Here is a 24,393-nt window from a genome sequence, read left to right on the forward strand (position 1 = left end):
AGCCGTTTGGTTTAGCGCGTCGCACGGTCGATCAGTCAGTTATCGGACTTCTGAAGGCGAACGCTGGGAGATTCCCCAAATAGCCCTCCTAGACGCCGGATCGACCTCCCAATCGATTGGCGCAGGTTTGGCGAGACGGCGCCGACTAGTTCCAGCGCATAGCAACCAACCCGGAGTGGATGCAGCGCCCACACCGTGAGATAAGGCAATGTCGTATGCAGCGGCGCGACACTTCTGCCTTTCCAGGCGATTTCCAGTTGATGAGATAGCAGGCTCAGATGTTCGAAGCACCGGTGGTTCTTGACGCCGGGATTGGTCCACTTGCTGCGCGTCATCTTGTCCGCAAGTTTCGTCGAGCGCCCGGCATGGTCCCGGTTGTAGAGCGTCATCCCTGGAACGTCGACTAATGTGCCCAGCACCGCTAATTCAACCAGAAGAGCGCGGTCAGACATATAGTATTTTCGGTGAAGCGACGTTTTCGCCAGGGCCGCACGGCGCATGATGCCAAACATCGCATTATCCGACCCGCCCGCCGCTACTAGCATTCGAAACCGGCGGCCGGGTGTTATCCCTGTCATGTCGGGGAACGTCGTGGCATACACGGAAACATTCGGCTCGCCGCTGGCAGGCCTAGGAATGACGTTGCTGTTTGCGTCCACATATTCGAGCTTGCCATAAGCAACAACCGCTTCCGGATCCGCGACCAGTGCTTTCACACCAAGCCTGACGAAATTGGGACTTATGAAATCGTCATGCGCGCACCACTTGAAGAACTCTCCCCGCGCCAGCTCGAAAGTCAGATTGTAGTTACCCGACGCGCCCAAATTCCTTTCATTCCGGACATAGCGGATTCGTTGGTCGTCAGCGGCGAAGTCGAGACAGATTTCAGCCGTACGGTCGGTTGATGCATTGTCAGCTATAATCAGCTCGAAATCATCGAAGTCCTGCTCGAGGATCGACCGGATCGCCTCGGAGACGAAATTCTCGCCGTTGTAGACCGGCATACCAAGGGACACTTGCGGTGACTTAGGATGTTCCATTTCGGGTTCTTCTTTGACGAGAGAGCGCAATCAGACCGCGACGACTTCCGGTCGAAGGTCCAGCGCAATCAAGGATTGCGTCACTTCATTCAGGTATATCGGGTTCATGACGATGACGAGATCAGGGGGAGCGTCCAACAAGTCGCTTGGCGCGATGACCGGGTGACCGGTCCCGGGCGTAAACTTGCCTTGCTTATAGGGGTTGATGTCGACTGCTGCCCAGACTTCGTCGCCAAGCTGCAAGGTCGTCAGGAACGACACTGCCTTGGAGCCGCCGCCCCACAGGACGACCCGCCGGCCGGCGGCGTGCGCGGCGCGAATGCGCTCCTGCCAGGCATTCTGAGCGGCTCGCACGCGGGCGGGAAAGGTTTCCGCCAAACGGTGCATCACTTCCAGATCGTGCTCGAGCGGTAGTCTCGGCGTCGTCCGGCCGGCCGACGGCCGGGCGTACTGAACGATGTACTGGTTGTCATAGACGAGCTCCAGATCGGTAACGTCGAAACCTTCCTGGCGAAACAGGCGTGCATGCGCACCAGGACTGAAATAGGAGCAATGCTCGTAGTAAATGTCCCAGAACGCGCTCTCCACGAGCACACGTTTTGCATCAGGCGTCTCGAAGACCGCCCAATCCTGGGTCCTTTTGCCGATCATCTTGCGGATCAGCCGCACGAAGCTCGACACCGAGCTCACGTGTTCGAGTGTGTGGCGGCAGAGGACCGTATCCGCCTGGAGATGCTGGTAGTCCGGTCCGAAATAGTCGACGATGATCTTGACGTCGCCGTACTCATCATTGCGGCCTTTGTCGGCTCGATAGGCTGGATCAATACCGAGCCCGGTGGCGCCGCCCGATATGCAAAGTTCGCGGAGAAATTCACCCTTGCCGCAGCCGATCTCCAACACGTGCTTGCCGGCTATCGCACATTTTTGTGCGATCTCGCGTGCAAGTCCCTTCGCGAAACCGTTGAAGGTGCTGGAAAAATGCTGGGATTCCTCGAAATTGGTCGAGTACCCCATGATCGTTTCGTCAAAGGCCCTGTTGAATATGAATCCGCATGCCTCACAGAATGCGAGGTCAAGATCGCGGCGGGGAAAGGCGTGCGCTTCTTGGGCCGAGTTCAGCAGGACGCAACTATGCACCGGGATGGATTCAACCCGGTAGATTGACCGGCTGACTGGCGCTGAGCAGCACGGGCACGCGGCCGGTCCAAGCGCTTTTTTGTTGCTTGCCATGTGAAGGTCAAATGAGTTCATTGTAGAATTGGCTCGACAAGAGAACCGGTGATGTCGCGCGTCGAGCTTTCGGCTCCGAAGAGTTCATTGTACTCGGTTGCGCGAGCGAGTTGGACAGACTGGGCCAGACCAAAGGCGTCGAGTATCGCCAGGTCGAACCTTTCCTCGGAGAACCGGGTCGCGTTCATGCGACAGGCGTGCGGCGTAATGGACACCGCATTTTTCTCGAATAGATCAATCGCCCCAGCTACGGAATCGACGGTTTGACGGTCGAAGAGCACACCTGTCGGATGGGCGCTCTCACCAAGCGGCCGGACAATGTCGCGCGCGCCGCCGCGGCCGAAGGCGATCAATGGCGTGCCGCACGCCTGGGCCTCGGCAAGCGTTATCCCGAAATCCTCGCATCCAGCGAACACCATAGCACGAGCATTGGCGATTTTTTCGATGTATTCATGCCGCGGCAGATAGCCGGTGAAGACTATGTTGGGGCCGGCAAGCGACCGAAGATGCTTGGATTGTACTTCGTCGCCGACAACAACCAGGCGACGCGACGGCGTTTTGCTGAACGCCTCGATTATCAGATCCGTACGTTTATACGGGGCGTGGAACGCGGCCGTGACGTAATAATCATCCTTGTTGGCGACGAGATCAAGATCCTCGATGGCGACGGGCGGATGGACTACCCGCGCGTCGCGGCCGTAAATCCGCTCGATTCGAGAGCGGACATAATTCGAGTTCGCCAGCATCAGATCAGGACCGTGCGCCGTTCTTGTGTCCCAGCTACGCAGCCTGTGAAGCATGTAGCGAAAGGCAAGACCTTTCGGGCCAAATCCCAAGCGGGCTTGCTGCAAATAGGAGAATTGTTCGTCCCACGCATATCGCACCGGACTGTGCACATAGCACAAATGTAGTTGGTCCGGTCGGGTCAGAACGCCTCGAGAGAATGCGGCCGAAGAGGAAATTACCGCGTCGTAGCTCGTGACATCAAATTGCTCGATCATAAACGGACAGAGAAAGAACAGTGACCTGTAGTACTTTTCCACGAACGGAAGTCGATTCATGCCGGAGACGTGGAAAATTACGCCTGGAAAATACTCTTCCTTGATCTCCTTCGGGAGAAAATCAAACAGGGTAAAGACCTCGGCTCTCGGGAAAATCTTGCAGATCCGGGCAAGGACCTGCTCCCCTCCGCGAAAGTTCGGGCACCAATCATGCACGACGGCGATGCGCGCATTGCGGTCGAGGCCGGCAAACGGCGTCTTGCTGATGGATCGCAAATGTTTGGCATCTCGGCCCACCATGGTGGTTGCTTTCGGCTGTCGCACATGGCGCATGCATTGCCTCCCGAAATGTTGGCACCTTTTTCCGGAATTCTTGTTGCCCGGATGTCCAACGACTGTGTGTCGTCCGCCGCGTCCAAACAAGCTGCCTATCGGGTTAAGCGCCGCACCCTCCCGAGGCTGGGTGTACTCCAACGAGGTACGCCTCCTACTTCGATGGACCTAAGCACGCATCAACGCTAACCTTATGCGCAGGCTGTATCGGCGCGACGGGCGGATTAGGATCAAAGCGCGCTCACTTCGCAAACTGTGGTCGCGCCGTATCTGTAATCCATTGCCCGCGAGGAGAGTTGATCGTCGATGAAAGTGGTCGTGATCGTCGCAACGTTTGGTCGCAAGGAACAAGTGGCTCGGCTTCTCGCCCAGCTTGAGCGACAGACCCTGCTGCCTGATGCCGTGATACTCTCGGCTCCCGACGCCGACCATATTCCCAGCAACTCGGTTTGCCGGTTTCCTGTATCGCGCGTATTCGGAAAGACCGGCTTGCCGGCGCAGCGCAACATCGCCCTCGACGTCGCAGGCGACCGTTTCGACATAATCACCTTTTTCGACGACGATTTCATTCCGGCGGACGACTATCTCGAAGGCGTATCGAAGGCATTCACGCAGCAGCCCGACTGGGCAGTGGTGACGGGACACGTGCTGAAGGACGGCGCGACAACCGCAGGGCTCACATGGGACGAGGGTATCCAGGCGCTTCGCGAAGCCGGCCCTGCGACTGAAGCGCGTGGGGTGGATCAACTCAGCGCCTATGGCTGCAACATGTCGATCAGGGCCGCATTCATCGACGGCCTGCGCTTCGACGAACGGCTTCCGCTCTATGGCTGGCAGGAAGACGTTGATTTCACCAGCCAGCTGAGAGCCAGAGGGCGGGTCGTCCGTTTGCCGTCGATCCGCGGGGTTCACCTCGGCGTCAAGAGCGGTCGCGTAAACGGCATTCGTTTCGGCTATTCCCAGGTGGCGAATCCGATCTACCTCGCCCGCAAAGGCACCGTTCCATCGACTTTCGCACTTAGATTGATGGGCAAAAATCTGCTCGCCAATCTCGCGCGCAGCCTCTGGCCGGAATCTTACGTCGACCGGCGAGGGCGTCTGCGCGGCAATCTCCTGGCCCTTTCACATGTCGCAAGGGGCCGCGTGGAGCCCGAGTATATTCTAAAGATCTAGTGCAGAGGTAAGAGATGCTCCAGGAACTGCCCTTTTCAGTCGACAGCGGCGCTCGTTCAAATCATCGAGTTCGGCGCCTGGGCAAGCTGTCCGCTCGGCGCGAAGGTTGGCGCATTCTCCACGTCATGGTGTATGCGGGGATGTCCCTGGCCTGCATGCTGGGTGCCTCGGCTGCAAACGCCGACGAGTATGTGCTCGGCCCGCAGGACAAGCTCCGCGTCAAGGTCTACGAATGGCGTGCGTCGCGCGACAAGCTTTTTGGCTGGGATGCTCTCAACGACGAGTACACGGTCGGTCCCAACGGATCCGTTTCGCTACCGCTGGTCGGCGAAATCAAGGCTGCCGGACTCACCACCGGTGAGATCGCGAACTCGATCGGCGACAGCCTCATGAAAAGTATCGGCCTTGCCCGAAAACCGAATACGGCGGTGGAAATCGTCCAGTTCCGACCGTTCTATGTAGTCGGCAAGGTGACGCAGTCGGGAGAATTCGCATACCGGCCTGGGTTGACCGTCTTGCAGGCATTGAGCATCGCGGGCGGACTGCGGACTCGAGAGGACAAGGACGCCAGGTTCGAGCGCGAAGTGATCCAGGGCCAAGGGGATGTGAGCCTGCTCAGACTGAACGAGGCCAGCCTCCTCGCTCGCAAGGCTCGACTCGAGGCGGAACTCTCGCATGCCAGCGACATTCAGTTTCCGGCCCAATTGACATCGCGCATTCAGGACGACGTCTTTGCCATGCTCTTGAAGCAGGAGCGCTTGATCTTCCAGGCGCGCAGCGAGGGATTGGACACTCAGGTCAAGGCGCTTCATGGTCTGCGTGAGTTCCTCGAGAAGGAACTTGCCTCACTGGAAGCGCAACTCGTTTTCCTCGACAAGCAAATCGGCTCGATCCAGAAAGAGTTGACAGCGGTTTCGGCGCTTGTCGCCAAAGGTCTTGCGGCGGCGCCGCGCGAATTTTCTCTAGAGCGGTCCCTTGCCCAGGCGCAGAGCGAGCGATTGTCGGCGGAAACCAGTCTGCTGCGCGGGCGTCAGGAAATCAGCAAAACTGACATATCAATTCTCGAGCTCCAGGATGGGCGAAAAAATGAGGTGACGATCGACCTGCGTCAAACGCAAGCTGAGCTCGATGCTCTCGAAAGCAAGACAGAGACGGCAAGGCGGCTCTTGTACGAGTCTGCGGTATCTGCCCCGAGCCTTCTTGCCCGCCGAGCCGACGCGGAACTGGCTGCGCCGATCTACACGATTTTCCGGCCGTCGGCCGATGGTGCGACAGTGCAAATCCAAGCCAACGAAACGAGCGCCGTCGAGCCCGGCGACACGATCAAGGTTGAAATACCACTGGCGACGGATGAAGCGGGCGCGATGGACCTGACATCGACCGAGCGGCACGAGGCGCCGGGAATAGAACTCAAGGCAGAAACCGCCGGCGATACTGTAGGCACTCCGCAGTAATCCGGCGGATTCTGCTAGACGCGGCCGGGAACCGTGCCGACCTGAGATTGAATCACGTCTTCTCTGGAATCGCGCGAATGCTGGAGCGTCCTTGCAGGGGCTCCAACAGCGCTGTCGTCAGGCAAGCGCCGGCTGACAAGAACGACGGCGAGAGGAATCAGGAATACGATACCCGGGTCGGCGCTGCCGCTTGACAGGGATGCGGCCACGAGCGCCGCCAAGGCGCAAGCGCGAACACTCGATGCGATCGCGTCGACCTCGGGATCGATGCGACCGCGGCTACCCCGCAGCCCGCGCACCAGCATTGCCAACAGAACTGCCATCATCGCGGTGCCGAACAGTCCCAACTGGGATAGCAGAGCGATCGGCCAACTCGAGGCGCGCGAGCTTCCTAACCCGACCCCCAGTCCACCTGTATCGAAGAAAGACTGCAGGCTCTTGTAGTTCCAGTAGCTGCGCTCCTGGCCGGAGGCTGACGTGAGTTTATTGACGACCGTGGTGTCGAAAAGCTGCAAGACCGGATCGAAGAAATGCGGATAGAACAGACCAGCTGCCATCGCGGAGAGGAGCAAGGGCGGCAGCAACGCGATAAGCAGTGCCTCGGCCGACCTCAGCCGACCTGAAGCGAGCGACTTCACGATAGAAAAGACGACAGGCACGCTTACGATCGCAAGACCGACATAGGCGGTCGACGATGTCGACATCAGCAGCAGAACAAACAGGATCGCTCCCAACCCCAATGCGAATTTGGAACCGGTCTTGCGCCAATAGACATAGGAGAACGCCAGCCCTGCCAGCGATTCCGCGCCGAACGCCGATGCCTCTGAAAACGCGCCCGCGATCCGCCAAAACCCAGCTTCCGTGACCTGCGTCAGCATGGCGTAGTTGGCGGTACGGATCGGGGCAAGAATGTCGCCGGCACCGAGCACCTTGCCCAGCAAATCCAGGACGCCCATCAGCACGTGCAAGCTGAACCACAGGAAGAAGCCCCGCCTGATATCCGCTAACGTGCCGCTGCGCTGAAGCAGCAGACAGGCCGCCAGGAAGGTCAACCCGCCCAAAATAAAGTAACCCGCCTGAGAGATATTGGCAGACACCGGCGCCAAGGCCGCTTCGTAGACGCCCCTGCCCGTTCGTGACGCGACGAAGGCGCTCGTCTGCCCTGCAAAGAGCCTCGGAAACAACACCGCCCCGATGCAGACATAGATCATCAGCGCGCAGACGATCCATGCGGCACCTATACGAACGAAGACCGCTCCTATGTCCCTCCAGATTCCCCGTCGAGCCAGTGCGGCTAGTATCACGAGCATATCAAAGACGGTAAAGATAAGCGGCGATGAACCGCCAAGCGAGGTTATTGTCCCGATTGACGTCGCACCAAACGCCAGAGAGGCAATCAGCGCAGTGATCATCGACCAGCGCATATAGACGACGACGGCCAGGATCCCCGTGCAAATCAGTGCCCCAACGACGGAAACCTGCATTTCACACTCCGACGATCAATGATCCAGACCCTGACTGCCGCCGGAACCGCCGAGCGAAATGGTTGGCTTCACAAAAACGAGCGACTCTGATTTCCTTGGGATAAGGTTGGTTTCTCGCAGCGTAGATTGACCCAGGGAGGAGGTCGCCGTGTTGCTTGCCATGGTCGGCGTTGCCGGTCTTGCCCTGGCAATAGGGCTTACGCTGCGCGCGCCGGCGCTGATCGTGGCGACGTTGGTGGTGATCGTCGGCAGCATCGCTGTAGGCAGTTTTCTTCACCTGTCTGTTCCAAACACCATCCGCTCGACGTTTTATCTTGTAGTCGTCACCCAAATTGCCTACCTGGTCGGCCTTGCAATTGCTGTGCTGCGGCATCGCCCAAGGCGACGATAGAGTGGGCGACGATCCCTTGTGAGCGACGATCGCTTGAGGCCGTTTCTGCCGCGCCCGCTGACATAGCCTAGCCAAGGTCAGGAGGTCTGATCGAACTTCATCATGGCCGGTATCGTCCGCATCAGGATCGAAAGATCGCGGCGTAGAGACCATGTCCGAACGTACTGCGTGTCCAGCAATACGCGATGCGAATACTCGGTCGTGTTTCTCCCGTTTATCTGCCAGAGGCCGGTCAGTCCTGGCCGCGTCTTCAAATATTCGTGCGATGCGGCGCCATAGCGTTGCAATTCGTCGGCAACGACAGGACGCGGGCCGACGCAACTCATGTCGCCCCGCAAGACGTTGAACAACTGCGGCAACTCATCCAGGCTCGATTTGCGAAGCATCTTTCCGAAAAACAGGATACGCGGATCGCAGCTCAGCTTCTGATTGGCCGCCCATTCCTGGGCGGCTTGTGGGTTGCAACGCAGATGCTGTTCGAGCACCTCCTCGGCATTCGGCACCATGGTGCGGAACTTGTAGCAGTCGAAGGCCTTTCCATCGAATCCAATGCGCCGGTGAGCGAACAGCACCGGACCGCCTGTGGTCGCCTTGATCAGAAGCGGGATCAGAACCAGGATCGGACCGGCCAGGATGAGCGCTGTCGAGGCTACTATCAGATCCAGCAGCCTCTTGGCCCAACCGCCGAGCGGCTGTCGGCTTTCGCTCCGCGCATCGTCGTCAAGACTTGCGGTGCACAAATCCGGCTCCAACGGAACGGCGCCATGGTCATGGCTTGCGTTGAGTTGAGGCGAAAGGTCTGGCGTATTCGATCTCGCGGCCGCGTCGCTGTCATGCCCAAGAAGCGAAGTCGCTGCGGGTCTGGCGCCGGCCAGTATGGCCCAGCCCTCAATAGCCAGCTCTTCGCACTGCCGCAGGTTACTTTCGATCACGTTGGACATTTCCGCTTGCGCTCGATCTTTTCGTTTGCATTTTGGCGACTACGGATGATCTCCGGCAAGCAGGGAAAAGGTGGTAGATCGGGGGTGATTGGCAGCGTGGGCTACCCCTTAGTTGCTAGGCCGGGTACGGACGAATGGCTGCTCGGTTCAATACCTGGCACGATATCGGAATTCGATTGTCCGACTCGCGACGCCCTGAACGGGCGCGGATTCCCCTTTGACCGGCAAGTGTCGAATTGACGGGGCGGTGTCGAGACTTGCCGGTCCCCAAAGCGCGTCGCATTTGAACGGATTCATGCGACGCGCTTTAAGTTCTTGTCTTGATGCGTGTCGTCATCGCAAACCGCTGCGCACCTTCGGTTCAAGCCCAAGGGCATGCTTTTGCGCGACATGCGTTAGCTCGACGCCGCCGCGAGGAGGACAGGGTGTCAGCGCGGCGCTTGACCTGCGCGCTTCCGGTAACGCCGAGCCGAAACAGTGCGAACACGGGTCATCAACACGCCAAGGACGGAGGAATTGGTGTTTTTGAGTGACTGCGTCAGGTCTTCCAGCTGATCAAGCGACGTCACGCCCCACTGCGCCACCACAATCACCCCATCGAGAAGCGGGCAGAGAGCAAGCCCTTCGGCTCCGGAGCTAAACGGTGGGAGTTCAACAATGACGATACTGTAACTGCCAACTTCGCTCAGCAATTTCTCCATATTATCGGGAACAAGCAAATTCGCCGAATTCGACGCATCGTTCTTCAAGTAATAAAACGATGTCTCTTCAATGAATCGGATTTGCTTGCCGATGTCTTTGGGGCTGGCGGAGTCCCGATCGATCACGTTGAAATCGGAGGAAAAGAGACGTTCGTTGGCCAGTGCCGACTTATCGTCGGCGTTGATCACGAGGGTCGCTGTGCCCGCCCCCCCACACAAGGCCGCCAGATTGCTTACAATGGTGCTCTTGCCGTCGCCGGGGGACACGGATGTAATTCCGATGCGACGCCTTGAAGAGTTGGCCCCGGCCAGGCCCATGATCGCCTTGACACGCCTGAGGCTGCCGCTGAAGGAAGAGTCCGGGTTCCTGAGCACCTCGTCAAGCCGGCCAAAACCACCCCGCCTGAAGCTGACCGGCGGCAATTCTCCAATACAGGCCAGGCCCAGTTCGCGACGGATCTGGCGCGGGGTCCTGACGTTCCGATCGAGCCCGCGTCGCGCGACGGCGAACCCGATGCCAGCCACCATGCCGGCAAGTGCGCCAAAGGCGAGGATCAGCGTCTTGCGCGGCCGACTTGCCTTCTTGGGGCTCGTCGCTGACGTGATGACGCGAGCATCGGCGATCAGATAAGGCTGTTGATCGACCGAGTTTGTATATGCCGCGAGCAGGCTTTCATACATCTTTCGATAAGTGTCGGCGGTAACCTCCAACTGCTCCAGCGTAATCTGGTGTGTTGGCTGTCCTTCGCTGTGTGCGAGGTCCTGTCCGGCGACGGACGTCTCGTCCTGACCGATGCTGTAGTCGTGTTTTGCGCGAAACTCCTGGGCGACCCAGGTCGCCCGGTTCATCTGATCACCGACCTCCCGCATCCGCCTTTCCAACCATGCGATGCCCTCGCTGGCCGTTGCTGTTGTCGTCTGCACTTGCTCGCGCACGAACGCTTCCGCGGTGGCGTTCGCGATGCGTGCCGCCAACGCCGGATCCTGAGACTCAAATGTAATGTCCATTGCATAGGAGACACCGACACGCTGGACATCCAGGCCATCGCTGAACATCTCCACCGCGTGACGCCGACGCTCGGATTCCAGCTGCGGGCTGTTCGCCTCCATTCGATCCGGCCAGGGAAGCACGCGATGGAAGAAATCCGTCAGCGCAGCATTGCCGGCATGGAATCCGCCGGCATCGACGATGCTCATCCAGGCTCTGCGAAACCTCTCGCCTATGGTCGGACCGTCCAGATCCCTGAAGGTTGAATTGTCCATGAGTCCAAGGTCATCGATCACCATCATCGCGATCTTCTGGGAGCGCAGAACTGCAAGTTGGCTCTCGACCTGAGCGGTATCGAGCGACAGGTTCACTTCGGCGGGTTGCTGCTGAAGGTTTTTGGGTATCTTCGGTTCGATCAGGATCTGGGTGCGCGCCGAATAAATCGGATCCGAGGTAGCAAAGTAGAACGTGGCGCAAACGATTCCGGCGACGACGAACGCCAGAATCGAGAAAAGATACTGCCGGGCAAACGAGACAACGTCAGCGAGACTGATAAAGTCCTGCGGTGCGTCCGCCCCGAGCCATGGCTTGTGAGCAATTGCCGCCGACGGCCGGTCTAGCATGGCTTCAATCCATATCTGCAACAAAAAGAGCGGCGAACTGCAACGGTCGAGCAGCATCGCCACCGATAGGCCCCGGTTCGAGCATGCAGCCGCGCCACTGTTACGATGACAACCGTTTAGCTCGATCGGCCCAACAGGTGGGCGCCAGGAAACATCTCGTTGAGCTTGTAGACGACCTCCGTCCTGTTCGTCGCCTTCAGCTTCTTCATGATGTTGCGGATATGGACCTTGACCGTGCTCTCGCGGAGGTTGAGCTCGTGAGCGATTATCTTGTTCGCCTTGCCACGCCTGAGAGCCTGGACGACCTCTTCTTGCCGCTCGGTGAACACACTCGCCATGGGCCTTGCCATATCGACTGTTGTGTCGATTGCCTTGTGCTGGGCAAGCACGCTGCTTGCAGGCACAAATGTGCCACCGGCAAGGACAAGATTCACGGCTTCAACACAGATCTCGAAACGGATCGATGAAGGGATGTAGGCTTTTGCGCCATAATTCAACGCCTTCAGAATCTGCTCCAGATCGTCGGTATCGGCCAAAATCAACACTGGAATCGGATGGGCCTCATTGACGAGATCGGCGATTTCGCTGCCGGTCCTTGCATCTGTCACCTTTCGGCTGCCGACGTTCAGCAGAATGGCCGATATCGACAGTGTATTCTCTTGATGCCGCCACTCTTCGATCGAGCCGAACGACAGGATTTCCTTGCCGATGCCGTAGGCGGTCAGGCATTGCGCCAGACATTGCCGGTCAAGCACTCGCTCGTCCAGCAGAGCCAGGCAGGATTCGGTCAAGCCATGCCTATGAAGATGTATTCCATTCCCGGCCTTGTGCGATACGAATTCCAGTGCACCGGGTGATTTGCTATCCAGTTGAATTGTCGGAACCATGAACTTACTCCCCAAACTCTACCCAACGTTTCGAGACCAGCACGAGAGGTACTGCAGGCAAATACTATTTCCCGCGAACGATGCTCTGTTCGCGTCACCTTCACTATAACTTCGGGAATTCCCAAGCCCCAACTTGGATAGCACTACCCCGTCCATAATGTTTATCGCCTAAAAGCTGTGCCTTCACTAATTTAGGTTAATAAAACGTAAAAAATTTTTACCCCTTCACTTGGCCCTAGCAATTTGGTCTAGAGGGAGGGTAGCCAGAGAACACACCGACTGGAATCTGGGCCTCGCGTTGTTTGCCAGGCGCGACGGTCCGTCGGTAGAGACAGCCGGCGTCGCCGATGGCAGCGGATTCAAGGCGAGTCGCGCCGCCTTTGCACCGTGCGTCAAAACAAGTGTCAACCATCGATATACCTGTCATCGAACTCGGCAAACTTCGTTACGCCCTGCCGATCCAGCACGCGGACATGACCTTGGCGGAACTCCAGAAGCCCGCGTTCCCGCAATTCCCGCAGCATTCGATTGACATGGACCGGCGTCAGGCCGAGCGCGTCCGCGAGGTCGTACTGGGTGAGAGGGCATGCAAAGCCGGTGCGGCTGGCGGCGCCGACGCGCTCCAGTCGCGCTCTCAGCTCGAGCAGCAAGTGCGCGGTACGCGCCAGCGCGCTGCGTCGGCCTATATTGGTGAGGTGTTGGGCAACAAGCGCCCGCTGGCGCGCGAGCGTTTCAAGAAAAAGCGAGGCTATGTGGGGCGACTTCGCTGCTCCAAGAGCAAGCGTCTTGGCCGAGGCTTCCAGCACCGCAAGGTCGGTTTGAGCCACAAATGTCTGAAGAGCAGCGCCCGAGTACGTCTGTGGCAGGACAATGTCGCCCTTCAAGGCAAAGTCCAAGATCTGTCGCTGTCCACCGGCAAGGTCATGAGAAACGCAACCCCAGCCAGACTCGATTATGAAGACGCGATCGCCGTCCTCCCCCTGATTGACGATAGCGGTTTCCGCCGCATATCGCTTCGGCATGAAGCCCAGCGCCTTGATATACGCCTTATCGTCGCTTTTGACTGCGACTGACGTCGGACGGTTTTCATTCTCACTCGATGAAAGGCTTGTAGCATACGTCATTCGATACCCCGCCAATCCTCCCCCAGATACCTCCCTACGCAAAAACCTACTCCAGCTTTGACGTGTTGAGTACCCTGCACGGGCTACAACCATTGGCTGATGTTGCACTGCACTCTCACAAAAAAGCAAGGATCACGCCTGATCGAGCGCAGTAGGACCGGAATTCATCATAAAGTTCGACCGACTTTCTGCACCATCCATTCGAATGGCGAGGTCTCCGGCGGTCGGAAGCGCCTGGTTGCATCGTGCAACTTTCGTACACGCCACCCTTGCGGATTGCTTACGGCTTTCGGCGTGACTGGCTTGCCCCCCCGACAGCAAGGCCAGGCACTGTTGCTGACTTGCGGTCGCGCTGACGTTGTCGGGGGCGACCCGGCGATCGTTCAAAATCGGGCGGATCGTACCGCTACCCGATCCATGCAACTTTCTGATTTCACTCGCAGATAGCAACTCGGATTTGCCCCCGGATCGAGCAGCACCGGCACTCAGTTAAACCGCTGAGGTCAGATGCCTGATAAAACTGGCAGGCTGCTGGGCCCCGGCACGAGATTTCCTCATTGCCGTGACGAGATTTCTACGGGTAAGATCCTTCGTTCACACGCCGGCCAGTTCGGCTCGACGAGCAGCTTCGCTGCAGTGCCAGCGGCTGGAGCAGGCCGATTGACAGCCCCTCTTTCGAGCCAGACTGTCTCCGGGTTCAGCTGCGACACAGGGTTACGCCATTCGCGTTAGCTTAGAACCCCCTGATACCTCGCAATTGCGAAGAGACCGCTCGCCACCTACTCGGAAGAGATGTATTCGAGATTGTCGCCAGGCTCTGCCCTGGCTGTTGATGTGGTCGGCCCGCATCCCACTGCTCGCCACCCAAAGGCCGTGGGATTTCCTGCCTTCCTCTCGGAGACGCTAAACCGCCATTCGATCGCCTTTGGCTTCGGGTCTGGGGAACCCTCGCCTGATGGCGTTCTGTATCCGCTTTTCCAGCGACATGACCGCCATGCTCAAACCCAAAACACATAGCATGGACAGTACAAAGGCAATGGGCGTCGAAAATCCCAATGAAAATAACCACCAGACAACAACCATGCCAACCGAGTAATGATTCAAATATAGAGGATAGCTAATTCCCCCAATGTATCTCACAAAATTATGGCAGCCTGAAATCTTGTATTTAATAAATTCATTATACCTTATTCCTGCTGCCATTGCATACATGCACATCAACCACACGATCACGGCGGCGGTTTTATAGGCATAGCCGCGTTCGATCGAGACAAAAATCTCGGCGGTGCCCATACAGCCAAAAAACAACATCAATCGTATCTTCCCGGCATGCCCCATTTCGTTACGGCCATTGCCGCCGTTCCTGACGAGAAAGAGGATCATGCCTGTTGCGAAGAAAACGCCGTGCTGCAGCAGAAGCAGTTTGAAGGGGAACCGCGAAAGCACTGATATCGCTTCTTCCGGCCGAATGGACGGCGGCAGCAAGTGCAGCCCGGAAAGAATGAGAAGGTATACCGAACTCGAGAACCCTATTATTTTGGCCAGATCATAGAGTGATAAGCGAAACCTCGACAAGATTGACGCGGCCACGAGGACGTAGAATACGGCCTCGACGACGAGAGACCATACGACCCCGTCGATATAAGGGCCCTTGGGAGACAAGGTCACCGATCTGCCAAAATCCATCAGAAGACCGGAAAAATCCTCGCCATAAAGAGATCGTGCGGCCAGGCTGACGAGCGCGGACAGCCACAAGGCGGGCAAAATACGCGTAGCGCGCATGCGCGCAAAACGCAGCGCTTGCGATGCGCCGCCTTCGCCTGCGGCGCTCATGGCAATGACGAACCCGGAAATTACGAAAAAAACTTCGACCCCTACAGCACCCAAACCGGCAAACGCCGACAGAAAACCGAAGGCGACATCGCTTCCCTCGGCGACTGACGCCCTGCTCCAGGCGAATGTCGCGAAATGGTTCAGTAACACCAGGAGCGCTGCAAAAATGCGCAAGAAGTCCATGACGTGGTAGTGGACATTGCGTTCCATGAAATGTTTCCCAACCTTGCCAGAGGCCAAGGTCGAACATTATCGCGAAACGGTCAGTACACCTGCTACTACATTCGGATATAGCCGAATTGATTAGCCCTCGGACATGACTTTTCTCGTGGGCAGATCCACCGATCTGCTACGCCCGGATTGCTCGGCGCCTCAATAATGTTGAGCAGCGTTGCGTTTCGATCGCTGCCATTGACGAAGAATGCCAGGCGCGGCCTTGTAAGCGCATGGCTGTTGCTCACCGCCGTCCTGGCCGCGATCTGCAAGGAAGAACTGGTTGAGAAGGTGGAAGGCGGTGACGCGCTCACGGCTCCACCCGCCCTACTCCTAATTGGGTGTCGCCCACTTGTATGATGCCGTGCTAATGTTTTAGCCGGCTTGGGAGGTTCCAATCGACCTCATTGCGAATGTTTTCGCCGGCACGTGGGCTGCCGGCGTGCTTGCCGCCATCTGGTATGTCTGGAGGCGGCCCTCGCTGCCCATTGCCGAAAACAAGCAGGACCGCGATTTGCGGGAATGGCTGGACGGGCAGGTGTAGAGGGCCCGCCAGCACTGGGTTTTTTGACTGGCTACCGGGTCGCCGAGCGCGAAAGAGCGGCTTCTGCCTGATCGGCACTCAGGAATTCGTCGCGTTCGGCTATCCACAGATCCGCATAGTCGACATTCTGCCACTCGGCAAACCACGGACCGCCACTTGTATAGTGGACCGCCTTGGGTGTGCCATGCGCCGGCTTTTCGTTCCAACCTTCAAGCCAGTTCCACTCTACCGGCAGCGAGCCCAAATCCTCATCGGCGACCCACTGCATTCGGTGGAGGTAGGCGCCACTTTCGCGGTTCACGACCTCCGGCGTAAGCGATTTAACCGCAGGATGCGCGCAATTGAACAGCATCAGCGAGGACCAGTTTTTTCGAGGGTAGGATGTCTGGACAACGCCATCCATCTTGGTGGTGGCCTTCGGCGTGTAGTCGTGCTGGACACAATAGACCGCCTTGTTCGACTTCGTGTATTCCAGCAAACCTGCGACGTCACCGAGCCACAGGAAGTCGCAATCGCAGAACAAAGCCCAGCCCGTATAGTCGGCGAGAAAAGGCGTGAGAAACCGCGTATAAGTGAACTCTGTTGACGCGAGCGGATCTTTCTCCCTCCAATACAGTTCACGGGCACGCAGCTCGTCCTGCTTGATTGGAATGACGGAGACAGGCACCGAAGCGTTTTTGAGCAAAGAGTGCCGCGCCACGTCGTAGGCGATCGGCTCACGGCTGTCCCATCCAACGAATACCCTAAACGCATCAGTCATATTCAGTACCTTGGCTCCAATTTCAAAACGGGCACACACTAACTGTCTGGCAACAACTCGGCAACAATGGCGCGGAAATTAGCCAGGGCGATTTCTGAAACCCGCGGATTTGCCGTTCACCCCGGCCCGGCTTTCCTCGGCGCACCTCGACTTGCCACCCAACGCGACAAGCGCCCATTTCTGATAGGTGTAGCCGGCCGAATAAGCGGCGACCATCGCACCGGTCGAACCGTCCAGAAACCCCAGCCTGAAGACATAGCTGTTCATATAAGCCCAGACCGAGCGCAAAACCGCCTTGCTGATCGAGCTTTTTTTCCCCTCGGCAAGCATCCGCGCGGCGGACGCTTGCGCGTATCTGCCGATCTTGTCATGCGCGTCCGCCAGGTCGGCGATGGAGTCATGCTCCAGGGGGTGGGACAATCGCGAGACCTTGCCATTCACCACCACCTTCTCATGCACGGTGTCGTTGCTGAAGCGGCCGGACTGGCGACGGAAAAGCCTAAGCACCAGATCGGGCGACCAGCCGCCATGGCGGACAATACGCCCACAAAAACGCGATCGTCTTGGTATTTCGAAGCCGTCACAGCCTTTCGGGTTTGCGATTGCGGCCCTGATTTCCGCTGCCAGCGGCGGCTCGACCCATTCGTCGGCATCAAGCGAAAGGACCCAATCGCCTGTCGCCGCGGCGAGGGCGCGGTTTTTTTGCGCGCCGAAACCCGGCCAATCGAGGGTGATCAGCACCTTGGCCCCGAGCCCGCTAGCGATGTCCCTGGTCTGATCGGTGCTGTTATTGTCGAGGACGACGATTTCGTCGGCAAAATGTACCGAGCGAAGGCAACGTGCAATGCACGCTTCCTCATTGCGGCTGATTATGACGACTGAGAGCGCCGGCACGGTCAGACGGTTCCGGCATCAAAACTGCGACTGTTGTTCAAATGAAACTGTCCCCCGGCCGGTTGGCACTCCGGTGATCCTAACGGATTCAAAAAATATGTCGAAAATTATTTCAGGTCGAGATTTTCGTACAGCGCTATCATTCTCCTGATCATGACGTTGAAATCGTAGTGTTCGGCTGCCGCCCTGACCCTAGCCGCAGTCTCGGGCCGTGACGACAGCAGCAAGGCGCGGGCAAGCCCGGCGGCGAGGTGGTTTACGCTGGCTGCGTCGCAAACAAGCGTCGGCTCGAAGCGATCGACAAGCTCGCGCGCCCCACACCCGGTGCTGACGACGGCGGGCAAGCCGCTGGCCATGGCTTCGATCACCACTGTGCCGAATGGATCATAGATGGAAGGCAGCACCGCAATGTCGGCGGCGCCGTACCATGGCAGCGTATCTTTTTGCGGCCCCAGCATTCGGAGCCTTGCACCAAGACCAAGCCTGTCACCGGCCCGCTGGAACGTATCGGCGCGCGAATCGTGGCCAATGACCCATAACTCCGGCTCACCATCGAGCATTGCGACAGACTTCATCAAGGCAAGAAGTCCTTTTCGCGCAAAACCCGAGCCTACGAAGAGAACGACCGGCCTGTCATCGTCGACGCCAAGCCGTGAGCGGACCACGGCTCGATGCTGTCTGCGCAACTCCAGGTTGAAGCGCTCCAGGTCGACCCCGTTGGGAATATGGTGCACGCGTTCGGCCGGATAGTCGTAGTGACGGACAATGTCCTCCGCCACCATTTTCGAAATGGCAATCACCGCTTTAAGCCGTGGGCTGCCATAGGTCGCGCGCTCGAGGCGTAGCGTCTGGCGGTGAAACGGGCTCAGCGCCATCGCTGCCGTGCCAAGCCGCGTCTCGAAACGCCGTCGCTCGGCAAGATAGGCGGCATGAACGCCTTCCCCGGCACGGAAGACGTCGCAGCACGGAAGGCGATCGTTGCTCTGCACCAGGGCCGGCGGCATTTCGGCGATCTTGCGGCAGGCGGCTCGGGCAAAGGACGTCGCCCGCAGGTAGCGGGGAAAGCGGCGGCCGGCGCACTGGATGAACTCTATGCCTTCGTGTCGCGGCCAGTCGCCTGACAGCACGGCCACCGGCCGTTGACGCGCGGCGAACGCCGCCATGATGTTTTCCAGCATGATCTCGCCTCCGCCAAAGGGCGCGTAACGCTGGCGCACGAACAGGATAGGCTTTTTCGGGTCAGCTTGAACCCGTTGATCATGCCGTGGCAAATCCATGCGACCTCGCTACGCCCTTTTGCAAGCCAATCAAGCTTTCCAACTTGGCGGGACTTTGCTCGCAGTCTATTAAGCGTGGCAAGCCGGTCCTGGATCGGGGCGCTGGCGTATAGTTCCGCGTGGTTGCGGCTATGCCACGACGGTAGACTGCTTTCAAGGCGAGGGTTTTTGCCGATGACCACCAGCCATGTCTCGCCCGCCGACAAGACCGTCTCGGGCAAACGCAAAGTCGGCGTGATCCGCCGCCTGGAGCGCTCGTTGCGACCGGGGCTGCGAAATCTCCGCGGTCTGGTCAAGGAGCCGTTTCTAGCCTGGGCGCATCCGGAAGCTCTGGCTTTCTACCGCAGAGCGATGCAGACGGCTTATCTGCCGGACGACCTGATCGACGTCGTCCCGCAACTCAAGATCCTGTATCTCGCCACGCCGAAGGCGGCGAGCAGCCGCATTCGCAGCAACCTTGCAGCCATGATCGGCAATGATACCGTGTCGGAGTGGCGCAGCGACCAGAACTGGAAGGTGCACAACCGAAAGGCGTCGAGCTTGCAGGCGCCTCGCCATGGCATCGTGCAGTTCCATCGCATGGCCACAAGTCCCGAAGCCTTGCGGTTCACCTTCGTTCGCAATCCCTATACAAGGCTGTTGTCGTGCTGGGCCGACCAATATCGCGACCGCCCCCTTGTGGAGGGCTATGGCAGGGTGGAGGTCTATCTGGCCCATCGCGAAAGGGCGGATCCATCGCTGCCTGTCGGTGCTGACAAGAGCCTGTCGTTTGCTGATTTCGTCGCCTTTGCCTGCACGACCTCGACATGGCGCATCGACAAGCATTGGCAGAGGCAAAGCGACATCGTCGACCTTCCAGGCGTTGTGTTCGACCTCATCGGCAAAACCGAGACTTTCGCACGGGATTTCGAACGGGTTCTCGATCATGTCGGTGCAAGCGAGGAAATGCGACGCGCGGCGATGCCACCTCTGCACACCTCCTCGCGCCGCAGGCTTGCCGACTATTTCACGCCAGAACTGGCCAATACGATCTACCGCGCCTATGAGCGCGACTTCGATCAGTTTGGCTATCCGCGCGCGCTTCCAGAGTGAACGATCGGGGCGGAACCCTCAAAGATACCCGAACGCCTGCATCAGCAGTTTGCCGCGTCCCTCGGTAAGCTCCTTCAATTCCATTTGACCCAGTTCGGTCTTCCAGCGGCCGCGGCCATCATAGATCGGCTTGTTGACCTGCTGGTTGCGGAGCGCGGCATGTTGGGGTTGCGCATCGAGTGTGAACCATCGTTGCGGGTTCCGATGATAGTCGAGCAAACTCTGGTCGAACGACAATCCCAGGAAGGTGCAGATCTTTTCGATGGTCGCTTCCGGGTCATTGACAAGATCTTCATAGCGGTAAATCAGGACGTCCGTGCTGCCGCGCTCGGCAAGCACCATTGTGTTGTCCGAAATCCAGCGATCCAGGCTCTCGGTCGCATCGCCAAGCCGCTTGGTCAGCGAAGCAACGGTATCGCGCCCATCGCGTACCGGCATCACGAACTTCGCGCCCGGCACCAGACGTCGTATCCGGTCGACACGCCTAATATGACGCGGTGTCTTTTCAAGCAGCACCGACTTGCCCGCCCCAATGGCCGCCTGTTTCAGCTTCGAGTAGCGATACAGCGCAAGTGGGGTCCATTTGAAAAACACGTTGGTTTCTTCGAATGGCAAAAAGACATCGGCATGCGAGGCAAGGATGGTCGCTATCAGCGTGGTGCCGCTATGCCCGCATCCGCAGACAAAGCCTTTGCATCGGATCAATTCACACCTGCCCTGTCGTCGGCATGAGATATGCCATGCCGCTGAAAGGCTTCATCGAGCCATTTCCAGTAATCGAGCCGCGCAAGCATCGTTTGTATCCCGCCGCACACTCGCAGCCATGTCCGCCCGGATTTGGGAAACGAGACGACAAGGAGGGGGCGGCTTCCTTGCAAAAAGGCGGACAACAAACTCAACTTATGGACTCCGATTGCGGCACTTTGATCGAGCGGATCAGCGATTGTAAATATCGATTAAGGCTTCGGCGATCCGTTGCGAAGCCGGCACCTTTGGATCAATCGACAGATTGGCATTGAGGAAATCCCGGCTTTGCTCAAAATAGGTCGGTCTTGACCTGACCGCAGCGCGGATATCCTCGACGAGGTCATGCTCCGACAATGTTGGTTTGAAGGCGCCCATGGGCCTGTCGAACTCGACCATGGGCGAAACCGGCGGAAACAGCACCACCGGAATGCCGCAGGCGATTGCTTCGTAAACAGTGGTGCTTGGGCGCGTTACGAGCGCCAGAGCGTCCGGGAGCAGCTGTGCGAAATCCAGCGGCGATTTGTTCGGCATATCGACTTTTGCGAACATCGTGGGGTGGACGCTAACGACATGGGCAAGGCCGAGTTTCGCACATGCGGCTGCCACGGCTTCAATCGCCTGGCGATCTGCGGGGTCCTCGATATTCCCCTTGAAGTTCACCAGCACAAAAAGCCCTTCGTCGTGCCTGGCACCAGCGCTTGCGGCGGCACGCTCAATGACCGGGGAGCCGACAACATATGTCGGCTGTCGCCTTTGCTGCAGCGCCGCTGGTCCCATCGACAGGATGTAGTCAGCTCTCACAAATCGATGCGGCCGCAGCTCTCGCGCACCTCCGATGAGGCCGACCACACGGACCATGCCGAAGTTGATAGAGTCGATGAATCGCCTAAAAAATTGCGGCGCAAAGTCACTTCCAGTCACCAGCATGTCACCGGGCCTGATCATCCGCTCGAGGTCAGCAAAGCCGATATGCGATATTCCTCGGGCGTTGAGTTCAGGTCGCGCTACGCCGCCGCGTTTCAATCCATCGAGATGCGCGAACACGCAGCGGATGCCGCGGTCACCCAGAATTTCTGCCGCGTCAGCCAGCAGCCGAACATTGTTGCGGTTGTGTGGGACGAAGTAGACCGTCCTCGTCGCTGCCCTGCCGCGAGCGTAGATACGCCCGCGCTTGAACAGATTTCCTGGATGCACAAGCCGGTACGCCGCGAGGAGCCGCTGCACAAAGCCATCGCTGACAGGAGAAGACGCCTTGTTTCCCAAACTACTACCCAAAGATATGCATCGCCTCTTGCCCGTGAAATTCAGAACGGCCGCCCGCCGGTTAGTTTACACTGGTCTCGCCGTCAAGAAGGCGCTTGACTGCCCGCTGGTTGTAACCTGCCTGGGACACTCGCGATGCCTTGGGTGGTGGATTCAACCAGTGCTGATGAGTGAGCCCATGTGGTTTTGTGCGTCTTCCATCACCGCAGCCCAGGGTCGTTCCCGCTTCGAGACCAGCACGGCGGAAGGATAGTAAGGCGTGCGGTCGCCCTCGACCGGCCAGGAACGTTTGAAGCCGTCTCCAAGGATGAAGACCGAAGGGATGCCGAGTGCGCCGGCCAGATGCGCCCCGGTGTTGCTGATGGTTACGACGGCGTCCATCGCCGCGACCTGCGCGGCGAAAAGATCCATGTCGACGAGTTGATCCACCAAGACGTCGTGCAAGATGCGCGCGGGATCACCATCGGTCAGGATTTTCAGGTCCGGCTCGATCCGGCCATATTGCAGCGAAACGAACTGCAGGTCCTGTCGACCGAGGAGACCGCGCCATGCCGTGAGCGGCGGCAGGTCCTTGCCGGGATTGGAGCTGCCCCATGCGACGCCGACCAACGGCCGCCCGTTCCTGCGATAGCGGGCGCGAAAGTCAGCGACCCGCGCCGGGTCCGGCTTCAGGGGAACAAAATGCTCCCGGATCGTGGTCTCATCCGTCTCGAACACGGCGGTCAGATGCTGGACGCCGGCAAAGAGGTGGGCCTCGCCATAGGCTGCCTTGGTCCCCTGACCGACGGCCCGCACATCGGCGGCGGGAAATGTCCGCTGAAACAGCGGCACCAAGCGGTGCTCGACCAGGACGATCAGACGAGCGGCCCGGGCGAGCGCGCGGCCGACGGAACTCGCATGGTGGATCGCGGTGGCCAGACCCTGCTTTTCGGTTTCCATCAGATCGACGAGCAGGACCTGGCCCGAGATATCCTGGCCCAGCCATTCGCCGTCGGCGCGGCCCTCGACGATGTGGCGCCGGGCGATCTTGAGTTCGGCCGCCGGGCCGTAGGCGCCCATGCGCATCAGCGCCTTGCTGAGCTCGTCCAGCAGGTGGACCTCGTGCCTCGACTTCGCGATCGATCCCAGCGCCAGGGCTTTCGGCAGCGCCGCCGACCAGTCGCGCGCGTCGATGCTTCGCCTATAATCCGCCATCTGATCGGCAATGTCGCCATCGCGCCAGCGCAGGAAAAGCTGCCGCCGGTGACGACGGAACCAGACCTTGTAATTGTAGCCTGCGAGCGCGACAAAGCGGCGAACCCGGCGAAGCAGTTGACTAGCTTCCATCACCAACTCCACCGATGATTTGCGCAACCCGTCCACCTGCTTCCCGCATCGCGGACGCCCACGCCCGGCCGCCCTTTCGCACCAATCGAACGCTTGGATATGTGGCGACGGTCTCGCCGAAGGCAGGCCACGACAGCCGAAACCCATCGTCGAGCAGGACGACGGTCGGCACGCCGAGCGCTCCCGCCAGATTGGCACCGGTATTGCTGATCGTCACCACCGCGTCGAGGGCGGCGATTTGCGCGGCGAAGCGGTCCATATCCGACAATTGGTCCACGGACGCGTCATGGATGATGCGTCCCGGCGCCCACCGCTCGAATTCGGAGAGCGCCGGCCCGACATCGCCATATTGCATGCTGACGAAATGGCCCGGCAGACCGCCGAGCAGCGCCCGCCAGTCATCCAGAACCGGCAGGTCCTTGCTTTTGTTCAGACTTCCCCAGGCAAAGCCGATCAGGGGCCCCGGGCCATGATCGAGATAGGCGCCGCGCAACTCGGCGACAAGCCGGCGGTCCGGCTCCAACGGAACGAAGGGCGCACGCGCTGTCGGCTCATCCGGCCAAAAGTGCCTCGCCAGTGTCTCGAAGCAGGCGAAGACATCGGCGTCGACCGCCGCCGCCGCTTCCGCCTCTGGTCTGACATCGAGCGCGGGATATGTTCTGCGATAAAGTGGCGCCAGTCGCGGCTCGATCAGGACGGTGCACCGGTCGGCGGCCGCGACCACCGGGCCAAGCAGCGACGCGAACTGGAGGAAGATTGCGAGATCGCCTTCGCGCCGCTCGACGGCAAGCCTGCGACCCGCAAGATCACTGCCATCCCATTCGGGCCGGCCGGGCACTTGCTTGCTCGACGCAATCAACTGCCAGGCACGATTGCCGCCGCGGAGGCGTCTCAGTCCACGCCCGGCTTTTTTGACAAGCCCGCGATCGCCAAGCTGCTCACCGAGCAGGCCGAGTGCCAGCGCATGTTCCCGGGCCGCCTGCCAGTCACGCCGTTCGACACTCTGCGCCATCAGGCTCGCATGCCGTTTGACGCTTTCGTCAGCATGGCGCGAGGGGCGCTTAAAAAACTTCT

The 24,393-nt window shown here is 59.0% G+C and carries 20 protein-coding genes; 4 read left to right on the forward strand and 16 right to left on the reverse strand.

The genetic code is table 11. The annotated features are described in order from the left end of the window. Positions 1–35: 35 nt before the first annotated feature. From X738_RS59605 to X738_RS59615, 3 genes are all read right to left on the reverse strand, one after another. Positions 36–1,040, reverse strand: coding sequence for a glycosyltransferase family 2 protein (locus X738_RS59605; protein ID WP_031255093.1), 1,005 nt, complete (start codon positions 1,038–1,040; stop codon positions 36–38). 30 nt (positions 1,041–1,070) lie between these two features. Then, complete coding sequence (locus tag X738_RS59610; protein WP_031255094.1) at positions 1,071–2,054, reverse strand: class I SAM-dependent methyltransferase; 984 nt, start codon at positions 2,052–2,054, stop codon at positions 1,071–1,073. 233 nt (positions 2,055–2,287) lie between these two features. Beyond that, on the reverse strand, positions 2,288–3,571 hold the full coding sequence (locus X738_RS59615) for a glycosyltransferase (protein ID WP_373420419.1): 1,284 nt from the start codon (positions 3,569–3,571) through the stop codon (positions 2,288–2,290). Between the two features lie 339 nt (positions 3,572–3,910). On the opposite strand from X738_RS59615, the gene X738_RS59620 reads away from it, so the two are divergent. Together X738_RS59620 and X738_RS59625 are read left to right on the forward strand one after the other, a co-directional pair. Continuing rightward, positions 3,911–4,777, forward strand: a complete 867-nt coding sequence (locus X738_RS59620; RefSeq protein WP_023799601.1) for a glycosyltransferase family 2 protein — start codon at positions 3,911–3,913, stop codon at positions 4,775–4,777. Between the two features lie 125 nt (positions 4,778–4,902). Beyond that, entirely contained in the window at positions 4,903–6,231 is a 1,329-nt protein-coding gene (locus tag X738_RS59625; protein ID WP_245277682.1) for a polysaccharide biosynthesis/export family protein, read from the forward strand. A gap of 14 nt (positions 6,232–6,245) precedes the next feature. Here X738_RS59625 and X738_RS59630 read toward each other — a convergent pair whose 3' ends face one another. Then, the gene (locus X738_RS59630) at positions 6,246–7,715 is read right to left on the reverse strand and encodes a hypothetical protein (protein ID WP_023799603.1); all 1,470 of its coding nucleotides are present in this window, start codon (positions 7,713–7,715) and stop codon (positions 6,246–6,248) included. A 148-nt stretch (positions 7,716–7,863) separates the two neighbouring features. On the opposite strand from X738_RS59630, the gene X738_RS59635 reads away from it, so the two are divergent. Next, positions 7,864–8,106: a hypothetical protein gene (locus tag X738_RS59635; RefSeq protein WP_023799604.1), complete on the forward strand. Its 243-nt coding sequence runs from the start codon at positions 7,864–7,866 to the stop codon at positions 8,104–8,106. A gap of 77 nt (positions 8,107–8,183) precedes the next feature. Here the strand turns inward: X738_RS59635 and X738_RS0141755 are convergent, their stop codons facing one another. The 8 genes from X738_RS0141755 to X738_RS0141765 all read right to left on the reverse strand — a co-directional run bounded on the left by X738_RS0141755 (position 8,184) and on the right by X738_RS0141765 (position 18,891). Further along, positions 8,184–8,858 (reverse strand): sugar transferase, encoded by a 675-nt coding sequence (locus X738_RS0141755; protein WP_245277683.1) that lies wholly within the window; start codon positions 8,856–8,858, stop codon positions 8,184–8,186. Between the two features lie 617 nt (positions 8,859–9,475). Then, positions 9,476–11,416: a GNVR domain-containing protein gene (locus X738_RS59640; protein WP_023799606.1), complete on the reverse strand. Its 1,941-nt coding sequence runs from the start codon at positions 11,414–11,416 to the stop codon at positions 9,476–9,478. A 59-nt stretch (positions 11,417–11,475) separates the two neighbouring features. Next, complete coding sequence (locus tag X738_RS59645; RefSeq protein WP_023799607.1) at positions 11,476–12,246, reverse strand: response regulator transcription factor; 771 nt, start codon at positions 12,244–12,246, stop codon at positions 11,476–11,478. A gap of 404 nt (positions 12,247–12,650) precedes the next feature. Next, the gene (locus tag X738_RS59650; protein WP_306454959.1) at positions 12,651–13,463 is read right to left on the reverse strand and encodes a Crp/Fnr family transcriptional regulator; all 813 of its coding nucleotides are present in this window, start codon (positions 13,461–13,463) and stop codon (positions 12,651–12,653) included. 810 nt (positions 13,464–14,273) lie between these two features. Then, complete coding sequence (locus tag X738_RS59655) at positions 14,274–15,413, reverse strand: acyltransferase family protein (RefSeq protein ID WP_023799609.1); 1,140 nt, start codon at positions 15,411–15,413, stop codon at positions 14,274–14,276. 578 nt (positions 15,414–15,991) lie between these two features. Further along, the gene (locus X738_RS59660) at positions 15,992–16,720 is read right to left on the reverse strand and encodes a hypothetical protein (protein ID WP_023799611.1); all 729 of its coding nucleotides are present in this window, start codon (positions 16,718–16,720) and stop codon (positions 15,992–15,994) included. A 78-nt stretch (positions 16,721–16,798) separates the two neighbouring features. After that, positions 16,799–17,614 (reverse strand): glycosyltransferase family 2 protein, encoded by an 816-nt coding sequence (locus X738_RS59665; protein WP_023799612.1) that lies wholly within the window; start codon positions 17,612–17,614, stop codon positions 16,799–16,801. A gap of 107 nt (positions 17,615–17,721) precedes the next feature. After that, positions 17,722–18,891 (reverse strand): glycosyltransferase family 4 protein, encoded by a 1,170-nt coding sequence (locus X738_RS0141765; protein WP_023799613.1) that lies wholly within the window; start codon positions 18,889–18,891, stop codon positions 17,722–17,724. A gap of 174 nt (positions 18,892–19,065) precedes the next feature. Here X738_RS0141765 and X738_RS59670 point away from each other — a divergent pair, with 174 nt between their 5' ends. Continuing rightward, positions 19,066–19,983, forward strand: coding sequence for a sulfotransferase family protein (locus X738_RS59670; protein ID WP_023799614.1), 918 nt, complete (start codon positions 19,066–19,068; stop codon positions 19,981–19,983). A gap of 18 nt (positions 19,984–20,001) precedes the next feature. On the opposite strand, the gene X738_RS59675 is transcribed toward X738_RS59670, so the two are convergent. The 4 genes from X738_RS59675 to X738_RS59690 form a co-directional block, all read right to left on the reverse strand. Then, entirely contained in the window at positions 20,002–20,598 is a 597-nt protein-coding gene (locus tag X738_RS59675) for a sulfotransferase family protein (protein ID WP_198032825.1), read from the reverse strand. Positions 20,599–20,919: 321 nt separating this feature from the next. Continuing rightward, a complete protein-coding gene (locus X738_RS59680) occupies positions 20,920–21,993 on the reverse strand; it encodes a hypothetical protein (RefSeq protein WP_156942598.1) in 1,074 nt (357 codons plus the stop codon). Between the two features lie 153 nt (positions 21,994–22,146). Then, positions 22,147–23,319: a hypothetical protein gene (locus tag X738_RS59685; RefSeq protein ID WP_023799618.1), complete on the reverse strand. Its 1,173-nt coding sequence runs from the start codon at positions 23,317–23,319 to the stop codon at positions 22,147–22,149. Continuing rightward, positions 23,309–24,331, reverse strand: a complete 1,023-nt coding sequence (locus X738_RS59690) for a hypothetical protein (RefSeq protein WP_156942599.1) — start codon at positions 24,329–24,331, stop codon at positions 23,309–23,311. The genes X738_RS59685 and X738_RS59690 overlap by 11 nt, the downstream gene beginning before the upstream one ends. Positions 24,332–24,393: the final 62 nt, after the last annotated feature.

It is taken from the genome of Mesorhizobium sp. L48C026A00 (genome assembly GCF_000502375.1).
Taxonomy (GTDB): Bacteria; Pseudomonadota; Alphaproteobacteria; order Rhizobiales; family Rhizobiaceae; genus Mesorhizobium; species Mesorhizobium muleiense.

Bases quoted from the DNA above. Each gene is read 5' to 3' on its own strand.
- X738_RS0141765 (WP_023799613.1), bottom strand. From the start codon at position 18,891: ATGGATTTGCCACGGCATGATCAACGGGTTCAAGCTGACCCGAAAAAG.
- X738_RS59640 (WP_023799606.1), bottom strand. From the start codon at position 11,416: ATGCTGCTCGACCGTTGCAGTTCGCCGCTCTTTTTGTTGCAGATATGG.
- X738_RS59625 (WP_245277682.1), top strand. From the start codon at position 4,903: ATGGTGTATGCGGGGATGTCCCTGGCCTGCATGCTGGGTGCCTCGGCT.
- X738_RS59610 (WP_031255094.1), bottom strand. From the start codon at position 2,054: ATGGGGTACTCGACCAATTTCGAGGAATCCCAGCATTTTTCCAGCACC.
- X738_RS59685 (WP_023799618.1), bottom strand. From the start codon at position 23,319: ATGGAAGCTAGTCAACTGCTTCGCCGGGTTCGCCGCTTTGTCGCGCTC.
- X738_RS59645 (WP_023799607.1), bottom strand. From the start codon at position 12,246: ATGGTTCCGACAATTCAACTGGATAGCAAATCACCCGGTGCACTGGAA.
- X738_RS59690 (WP_156942599.1), bottom strand. From the start codon at position 24,331: ATGGCGCAGAGTGTCGAACGGCGTGACTGGCAGGCGGCCCGGGAACAT.
- X738_RS59605 (WP_031255093.1), bottom strand. From the start codon at position 1,040: ATGGAACATCCTAAGTCACCGCAAGTGTCCCTTGGTATGCCGGTCTAC.
- X738_RS59655 (WP_023799609.1), bottom strand. From the start codon at position 15,413: ATGGAACGCAATGTCCACTACCACGTCATGGACTTCTTGCGCATTTTT.
- X738_RS59620 (WP_023799601.1), top strand. From the start codon at position 3,911: ATGAAAGTGGTCGTGATCGTCGCAACGTTTGGTCGCAAGGAACAAGTG.
- X738_RS59630 (WP_023799603.1), bottom strand. From the start codon at position 7,715: ATGCAGGTTTCCGTCGTTGGGGCACTGATTTGCACGGGGATCCTGGCC.
- X738_RS59670 (WP_023799614.1), top strand. From the start codon at position 19,066: ATGACCACCAGCCATGTCTCGCCCGCCGACAAGACCGTCTCGGGCAAA.
- X738_RS59660 (WP_023799611.1), bottom strand. From the start codon at position 16,720: ATGACTGATGCGTTTAGGGTATTCGTTGGATGGGACAGCCGTGAGCCG.
- X738_RS59650 (WP_306454959.1), bottom strand. From the start codon at position 13,463: ATGGTTGTAGCCCGTGCAGGGTACTCAACACGTCAAAGCTGGAGTAGG.
- X738_RS59615 (WP_373420419.1), bottom strand. From the start codon at position 3,571: ATGGTGGGCCGAGATGCCAAACATTTGCGATCCATCAGCAAGACGCCG.